Source organism: Vibrio sp. VP6 (assembly GCF_028823755.1).
Lineage (GTDB): Bacteria > Pseudomonadota > Gammaproteobacteria > Enterobacterales > Vibrionaceae > Vibrio > Vibrio parahaemolyticus.
Window position 1 is genome coordinate 1 of record NZ_JAPEID010000124.1, and the last position, 1,823, is coordinate 1,823.

Here is a 1,823-nt window from a genome sequence, read left to right on the forward strand (position 1 = left end):
GCCGCTCAGATCGTAGTTTCTTGATTTAGTTCCATCGAATTACGCAACAAAGCCGCTCCACGAGCTCCCCTCTAAGGCTGCTCTCAAACGCCCAAATTGCTGAGCCTAGGTAAAGATCATATATTGGAGACTTTGTCCTCACGACAGCTATCCGGACACTGGTTATTTAGCACGCTTCCTTGTCGAAGAGCACGGTAAGTCCAGATAAACGCCTTGTTATGCTTCGTACAATAGCAAACAATTTCACCTTTGCGTTTATAGACCCATTTAGGTCAGGTCAACTCGCAGCTAAAACGGGAAGTTAGTATATATCTCTTTCAATTCAGTCAACACCTCACCCCGGTTGATATTCTTTCTCTCATGACTTAGTGAGTCCTCATTCACGACAGCCTATACCTATACTGCAATTACAGCGGCGTTAATAGTGGTTTACGTTCAATGTTGCCAACAAAAAGATTGATAGACTATCACATCACTTATGATGTTCGTTAAACGAATACAATGCTCGACTAATAAATCAAAACTTCTTTTGTGGTGTATTTAAATACCTCGGTTGTCGAGCTGTTTACGACATTCGTCAGCAAGGTATGGGTAGGTTTGAATAATTTTCCGCATAATGATTTCAAAGCTTCGGTCATGCGCTTCGTTTTTGTCATATGTGGGAGACCAAGAAAGCACGTATCCAACTGAGTTGTGGCGGATTGAGTTTACTATTCGTCTTTTCTGGCTTTCATTGGTTAAATTATTCCAGTCAGAACCTTGGTTGAGCCTTTCATACTGCCCTTTAGCTATATTTCTCCATGTCGAGACGGGGAATGGTGGGATGGGCTCGTTAGGTAATGCTTTAAGTTCTTTTTCAAAAAAATTCAGCATCTTGTTCGTTATTTAAAGAGTTTAACTTGGAACAGTGTGGCCAAGAACACTTTATACCGTCGGTCAGAGGAAGAATATTTATTAATCTAAAGAACGGTTCTTTTATTGGTCTTGGCTTTATCATTTTAAGAGGCATGACATTACTGGTTATACTCGACTCCTGAAGGTTCTTGAAGAGAGTCTTAGCGTCAAACTCAGTGTATTTGAAATGCTTTACTAAGTTTTTGGGTGAGAAAGCTATGATGTCGGTCTCATCAACTATGCATGTTGCCTCTAGCTTTTCCCCTGCATTTTGCACATCGGTTATGTCAGCAATAAAACCAGGGTGGCTATAGGGATGAATAATGACAGGAAGTATTAGCTTTTTATTCACACCTTTGAATACATCACAGTATAAATCGCGAAAAACTTCACGTACGTAGTCATTGTCTACACCGTCATTATTACCGATGTTCGATATTTCATAATCCTCCATACTATCGACCCAGCCATACCATAGATTTAACATGTCCTGTATTGTTTTGCCTATTTGGGGTAAAGGCTCCCCATTCATGGCTATTGCAAAAACGGGGTTCCATAGGTATTGAAGAATCTCTATATCGAGTCCATACCTATCGTAATACTCTCGCTCCGTCATCTCGGTAGTAAATCTTTCAAATAACCTTTTTGTCATTGTCACTCCATTGAATTTTGTGTGATACATCCCAAACAGGTACTACGTTACTACCAACACTTAGGTTTTCGAGCACTACTAAATCATCACAGACATTGTTCAGAGAGGTTGGTGTGCCATTACCTTGTATGAATAGCCAACAACTTGATAGGCCACTTATTTTATATTAGGAACATTAATTCAATTAGGTCAAAGAGTACTTCATCGATATGTTATGAAGGGTGTAGTGGTCAACTAAATTTGGCCACGGTTTTAGAGTTTTCCCAATACAGTCGTT

2 protein-coding genes are annotated in these 1,823 nt (G+C 39.9%); both read right to left on the reverse strand.

What is annotated here, in order from left to right; genetic code table 11:
• Window positions 1–540: 540 nt before the first annotated feature.
• Complete coding sequence (locus OU793_RS24340; RefSeq protein WP_140104204.1) at window positions 541–873, reverse strand: hypothetical protein; 333 nt, start codon at window positions 871–873, stop codon at window positions 541–543.
• Window positions 857–1,546 carry a hypothetical protein gene (locus OU793_RS24345; protein WP_159404154.1) on the reverse strand — a complete coding sequence of 230 codons (690 nt, stop codon included), beginning with the start codon at window positions 1,544–1,546 and terminating at the stop codon, window positions 857–859. The genes OU793_RS24340 and OU793_RS24345 overlap by 17 nt, the downstream gene beginning before the upstream one ends.
• Between the last annotated feature and the right edge of the window lie 277 nt (window positions 1,547–1,823).